Here is a 5,111-nt window from a genome sequence, read left to right as displayed (position 1 = left end):
CGGTCCGCCTCCCAGGCCATGGGGGCAAAAAAGGGCATCGCCAGCCAGTACACGAACTGGGGGTATTTGCGGCTCAGGCTGATTCGCAGGGTGTAGTCGTCGAGCGCCCGGACGCCGGGCAGCTCGTACTGGCGCAAATCCAGGTAGATCGGGTTCGTGCGCTCGTCGGCCTCCTGGTTATACAGCGCCCCGGCCGCCCGGCGGCGCTCCTGGCGCAGCCGGGTGACTTCCTGGCTGAGCCGTTGATGAAACTCCTGAAACCCCTCGATGTAATTGCTCAGCAGAGAAAAAATCGGGCAGGCCAGCAGGGGCGAGGCCAGCCGTTTGATCTGGTAGACGTAATCATGGGCGGTCAGCTCACGCGAGCCGTGCTGCGGCAGCTCATTCGGATGGCTGATGGGTGGAAAGTGTTCGCCGGGCTGGAGGAACCAGCGGGAGCGTCCGTCCGCAGTCCGGGCAAAGCTGGGGTGATCCTGGTAGCGAATGCCGGGTGTGATGGTGATGGTGTAGACCGCCTTGGCGACCTCGCGGGCCGGTGCGGTGGGGGGCAGCAGGCGACCCTGGGCATCGTACAGCTGGGCCTGGGGGACAGCCGTGGCGGTCAGCGGCACCAGGCTGTAGGGGCGTTTCAGAAAGTGGTACTGAACCAGGGTTTCATAGATCTGGCTCAGGACATCGAGTTCGTTGGAGACATAGGCCAGGGCCGGGTCGAGGTGTTTGAGGTCTTCGCGGAAGGTCTCGTACAGAACGTTTTTTGCGGCCTCCTCCGGCCGGTAGGGATTATTGGTGCAGGCCGTGGCCAGGGCCACGACGAGCAGCCAGACAGGCATGAAGCGGGTCATGGGTCTGTTATGTGTCCTGTTCATCTTGCCAGTACGGCTCATTATCCAGCGGCGGGCAGGTCTCGGCCAGCTGGAACAGCACGCCACAGGCGCTCTTGGGCGAAATAAAGGCTTCGATGAAATCGGGTCCGTCCAGGTGTTTGTCCACCACCCGCAGCCCTTTCTCCTCCAAGCCGGCGACCTTTCTTTTCAGGTCCGGGGTCTGCACGGTGAGGTGGTGTACGCCTTCACCCCTTTTTTCCAGATACTTGGTCAAAAAGCTGTCTTCGGTGGCCGGTTCAATCAGCTCGATGGTGAACTCGTGCAGGTCGAACACCGCAAAACGAAAACTGCCGTCGCGCGACGTTTTTATAAAACGGAATCGCGCTCCCAGTGTCTCTTCAAAAAAGGTCCGCGCCCGCGCAATGCTGTGGACCGCGATACCAATATGATCCAAACGGCCAATCTGCTCCGCCATACCCGGTTCTCCTTTTCAGTGAAGAGGAAACGTGTCGTCCAGCCGTATGAATACGGTTGACACGTTTCCTCTGTCGAGGGTTTAGCCTGTCAGGCTCGGACGGGCAAGCCGCAGCGCTCTTCCGTTCAGCATTCCGTATCCCCTCCCCCTTTGACTCGCCTCCCGCGACACGCCCATAATACGCCCGAAAGGAGAGCGCCATGTCCCAGGAGCACACCGTCCCTGTTGGTCCCGCACCGGGTTCTGTTCAGAGCTGGATCGAAGCCAGCCGACCCTTCTCGTTTACGGCGTCGATGACCCCGGTCCTGATCGGCTCGGTGCTGGGCGCGCTCGACGGCCGGTTCTGGTGGGGCCTCTTTTTTCTGGCCCTGTTCGGCTCGCTGTTCATCCACATCGGGACCAATATGATCAACGACTATTACGACCACCGGAGCGGGGTTGATAGCCTGGAATCCAAGAGCGGCAGCCAGGTGATTCAGCGCCACCTGCTGCCGGCCGAGCAGCTGTACTGGGGCGGGCTGGCGAGCTTTGGGGTGGGCAGCCTGTTCGGCCTTATTCTGGTCGCGCTGTGCGGCTGGCCGATCCTGGCCCTGGGGCTGCTGAGCGTGCTGGCCGGCTATTTTTATACCGCCCGGCCGCTGTCGTTGGCCTATATCACTTTGGGTGAGGCGACCGTCTTTGTCTTCATGGGGCCGGTCATCATCATGGGCGCCTACTATGTGCAGCGCCAGACCTTCGCCCTGGCCCCACTGCTGATGTCACTGCCGGTCGGCTGTCTGGTGGCGGCGATTCTCCAGGCCAATAACATCCGTGATATTGAGGCCGACCGGGGCCACGGCAAAAACACCCTGGCCACCGTCATCGGACGAAAGGCGGCGAACTGGGAGATGGCCGGCCTGGTGTACGGCGCGTTTGTGCTGACCGTGGCGCTGGTGGTGCTGGGCTACGCGCCGTGGCCGGTGTTGCTGACCCTGCTGGCCCTGGCCCTGGCCGTTCCGGTCGTGCGGACGATCTTTCAGACCCAGGAACTCAAGGATCAGGAGATTGACGCCCAGTCCGCCCAACTCCACCTGGCCTACGGAGTCCTGCTGATCCTCGGCCTGCTGACGAGCCGCTTTGTGCTCTAGGCTCTGGACTCATCACCAATGCGACAGCCGTCGGCTTGTTACAGCCAGCCGTATTCGATACTCTCGCACGTCCCTCAACAAACCGGGAGAAAGGACCCAGCTGAATGACAAGCACGCGCACTGCCGAGACACCGCTGCATAGCTTCGATGACCGCAATATGCGGTGGTACAGATTAGGAGATTTCGAGCATTTTGTGTTTGCCATGCTCGATGTTGATACCGAAAAGCTGATCGTCGACTTCATTCTCAAATTCCCGGCCCACGAGCAGATATTTCTGCACAGACACTTGGCGCTCACCAACACCCTGGTCGTGCAGGGCGAGCACCGGCTGTATGAGCCTGACGGCTCGCTCCAGGAGATTCGTCCAGTCGGCAGCTACACCTCCAGCCCGCCGGGCGCTCCGCACCGGGAAGGAGCCGGTGATGGCGGGGGCGTCGTCTTTTACAGCGTGCGGGGCAAGGATGGCGTTCTCTTCGAAGGGCTTGATGAAGACCTCAGCGTCAACGTGACGCTCAGCCTGGACGATTTTGTCGGCGCCTACGAAGAACAGAAAAAAGCACGCTAGCAAGGGCTTCAAGACCCGGCTCACCTCTGCGCTGACGACTTGGGATGTGAGACCTGACCGTTCGTTGCTCTCCGTTCCTATCGGAACCCTCAATTCATGCGGGGGAAGCCCGCTCAGTGCAGCCCGAGTTGACAGCCCCAGGGTGCGATCTTACCGTAATAGTAAGACTTCGCCACGGAGGTGTTGATTAATGCTACGCACGACGTTTTTGCTAGGGGCCATGACCGGGTTGATCCTGCTCTTCGGTCAGTACATGGGTGGCCAGGGCGGTCTGGTGATCGCTTTTATCTTTGCCGTTGTCATGAACTTCGGCAGCTATTGGTTCTCGGACAAGATTGTGCTGCGCATGTACGGGGCGCAGGAGGCGACCGAGGCTCAGGCGCCGCAGCTGCACCGCATCGTGCACAATCTGACCGTGCGGGCCGGGCTGCCAATGCCCAAGCTATACGTTATTCCGTCCGAGGGCGCCAACGCCTTTGCGACCGGTCGCGATCCGAACCATGCGGCCGTGGCCGTGACCCAGGGGATTCTGCGCTTGATGGATGAGCGCGAGCTGACCGGGGTCTTGGCCCACGAGCTGGCCCACGTCAAAAACCGCGATATTCTGATCAGCTCGGTTGCCGCCACCCTGGCCGGGGCGATCATGATGCTGGCCAGTATGGCCCAGTGGGCGGCGATTTTCGGCATGGGCCGGAGTGATGACGACGAAGACAGCGGGGGCATGCTCGGGATGCTGGTGATGGCCTTTCTGGCCCCGCTGGCGGCCACGATTATTCAGATGGCGATTTCACGCACACGCGAGTTTGCTGCGGACAGGACCGGGGCGGCGCTGAGCGGTGATCCGCTCGGCCTGGCTTCGGCGCTGTCAAAGCTGGGGCTGGCTGCGGAGCGCATCCCGATGGACGCCTCGCCCCAGACCTCGCACTTCTTCATCGTCAACCCGCTGCGCGGTCAGTCGGTGGCCCGCTTCTTCAGCACCCACCCGCCGCTCGAAGAGCGCATTGCGCGCCTGCGGGCATTGGCCAGATAGGCCACCGCAGCCGACCAGATAGGCCGGGGACGGCGACGCGTCCCCGGTCAACACAGCCGTCCTGCGGGGCGGCTTTCTTATTTGATGGCCAAAGGATTCAGCGGGCTGCCGACCGCATTGGGAATATGCAGCGGCGGGGCGACCCACAGAAACTCGTACACGCCGTCGGCCGCACAGTCTTTGGCCAGTTCCTCAAAGGTAAAAATTTCACCCAGCGTCAGGCCCAGGTCCCGGATCGCGACCTGATGGAAGGGGATGAACTCGCCATCCACCTCTGAGGGCAGGCGCTCGACGGCGATGTTGTCCACCGCAATGCACGAGATCTCTTTGCGGTGGACCCACTCGGCGGTGGCCACCGCCATGCCCGGCTGGGCGTGAAAATAGGCGTCTTTGTCCTCGGCCGTCTCCAGGCCGTACCAGTACGGCACCCAGCCGGTCCGCAGGCATAAGGCGTCGCCGCTTTTGATGGTCACGCCCTGGGCCTGGCAGCAGCCGTCGAGGTCTTCAATCGTAATCGGATAGTCCTTGGGCAGGTGGCCGTCGGCGTCACAGCCCTTGTAGCGGACCATGTCGAGCAGCACACCGCGGGTGACAAACGACTGGTACAGCTTGCCGATATCGTTGCGGGCCGCTCCACCGTGGGCGGTGACGGTGCTGGTGTCGGCGTCGTTATAGAATTTGCCGTCGTAGCCGACGTGGGCCAGGCTGTCCCACTGGGTCGAGCCCTGGAGATACATCGTAATATAGTCGTCGTTGGCGATGGCCGAGCCGGCCAGCCCGACCTCGTTGAGGGGGACGTTCAGGATCGACATAAAACGCTGCGGCGGGGTGCGGGTCGGAAAGACCGGCCCGTTCTGGTCAATCGGAATACAGCAGCAAAAGACCGCGCCCTTTTTGACCAGCTGGGCGGCCGCCACAATCACCTCCGGGGTGATGAAATTGGCGGTGCCTTTTTCGTCGTCCTGGCCCCAGCGTCCCCAGTTGCTGACCTTCGGAATAGCTTCACGTCCTGGCATGGCATCCTCCTTCTCTGAGCCGAAAAGATGGCTGCTGTTATAGCCAGCTTGACACCGGTTTTGTAGGGGCGCG

Annotated in this window: 6 protein-coding genes; 3 read left to right on the top strand and 3 right to left on the bottom strand. The window is 61.7% G+C overall.

From position 1 onward, the window contains the following. The coding region (locus J4F42_21190; GenBank protein ID MCE2488037.1) for a hypothetical protein at positions 1–830 on the bottom strand (830 nt) is incomplete at its 3' end. A gap of 19 nt (positions 831–849) precedes the next feature. Further along, positions 850–1,299: a VOC family protein gene (locus J4F42_21185; protein ID MCE2488036.1), complete on the bottom strand. Its 450-nt coding sequence runs from the start codon at positions 1,297–1,299 to the stop codon at positions 850–852. A gap of 200 nt (positions 1,300–1,499) precedes the next feature. On the opposite strand from J4F42_21185, the gene menA reads away from it, so the two are divergent. The 3 genes from menA to htpX all read left to right on the top strand — a co-directional run bounded on the left by menA (position 1,500) and on the right by htpX (position 4,022). Further along, entirely contained in the window at positions 1,500–2,426 is a 927-nt protein-coding gene (menA, locus tag J4F42_21180) for a 1,4-dihydroxy-2-naphthoate octaprenyltransferase (protein MCE2488035.1), read from the top strand. A gap of 104 nt (positions 2,427–2,530) precedes the next feature. After that, the gene (locus tag J4F42_21175; protein ID MCE2488034.1) at positions 2,531–2,992 is read left to right on the top strand and encodes a hypothetical protein; all 462 of its coding nucleotides are present in this window, start codon (positions 2,531–2,533) and stop codon (positions 2,990–2,992) included. 190 nt (positions 2,993–3,182) lie between these two features. Continuing rightward, positions 3,183–4,022, top strand: a complete 840-nt coding sequence (htpX, locus tag J4F42_21170) for a zinc metalloprotease HtpX (GenBank protein MCE2488033.1) — start codon at positions 3,183–3,185, stop codon at positions 4,020–4,022. A 77-nt stretch (positions 4,023–4,099) separates the two neighbouring features. On the opposite strand, the gene J4F42_21165 is transcribed toward htpX, so the two are convergent. Then, complete coding sequence (locus J4F42_21165; protein ID MCE2488032.1) at positions 4,100–5,038, bottom strand: cyclase family protein; 939 nt, start codon at positions 5,036–5,038, stop codon at positions 4,100–4,102. Positions 5,039–5,111: the final 73 nt, after the last annotated feature.

This window comes from Desulfurellaceae bacterium, assembly GCA_021296095.1.
Taxonomy (GTDB): Bacteria; Desulfobacterota; Binatia; order Bin18; family Bin18; genus JAAXHF01.
Note: the sequence above shows the minus strand (reverse complement) of the source record. Positions and strands in the feature narration are given on the sequence as shown.

Coding starts and splice junctions, on each gene's coding strand:
- J4F42_21185 (MCE2488036.1), bottom strand. CDS start 1,299: ATGGCGGAGCAGATTGGCCGTTTGGATCATATTGGTATCGCGGTCCAC.
- menA (MCE2488035.1), top strand. CDS start 1,500: ATGTCCCAGGAGCACACCGTCCCTGTTGGTCCCGCACCGGGTTCTGTT.
- J4F42_21175 (MCE2488034.1), top strand. CDS start 2,531: ATGACAAGCACGCGCACTGCCGAGACACCGCTGCATAGCTTCGATGAC.
- htpX (MCE2488033.1), top strand. CDS start 3,183: ATGCTACGCACGACGTTTTTGCTAGGGGCCATGACCGGGTTGATCCTG.
- J4F42_21165 (MCE2488032.1), bottom strand. CDS start 5,038: ATGCCAGGACGTGAAGCTATTCCGAAGGTCAGCAACTGGGGACGCTGG.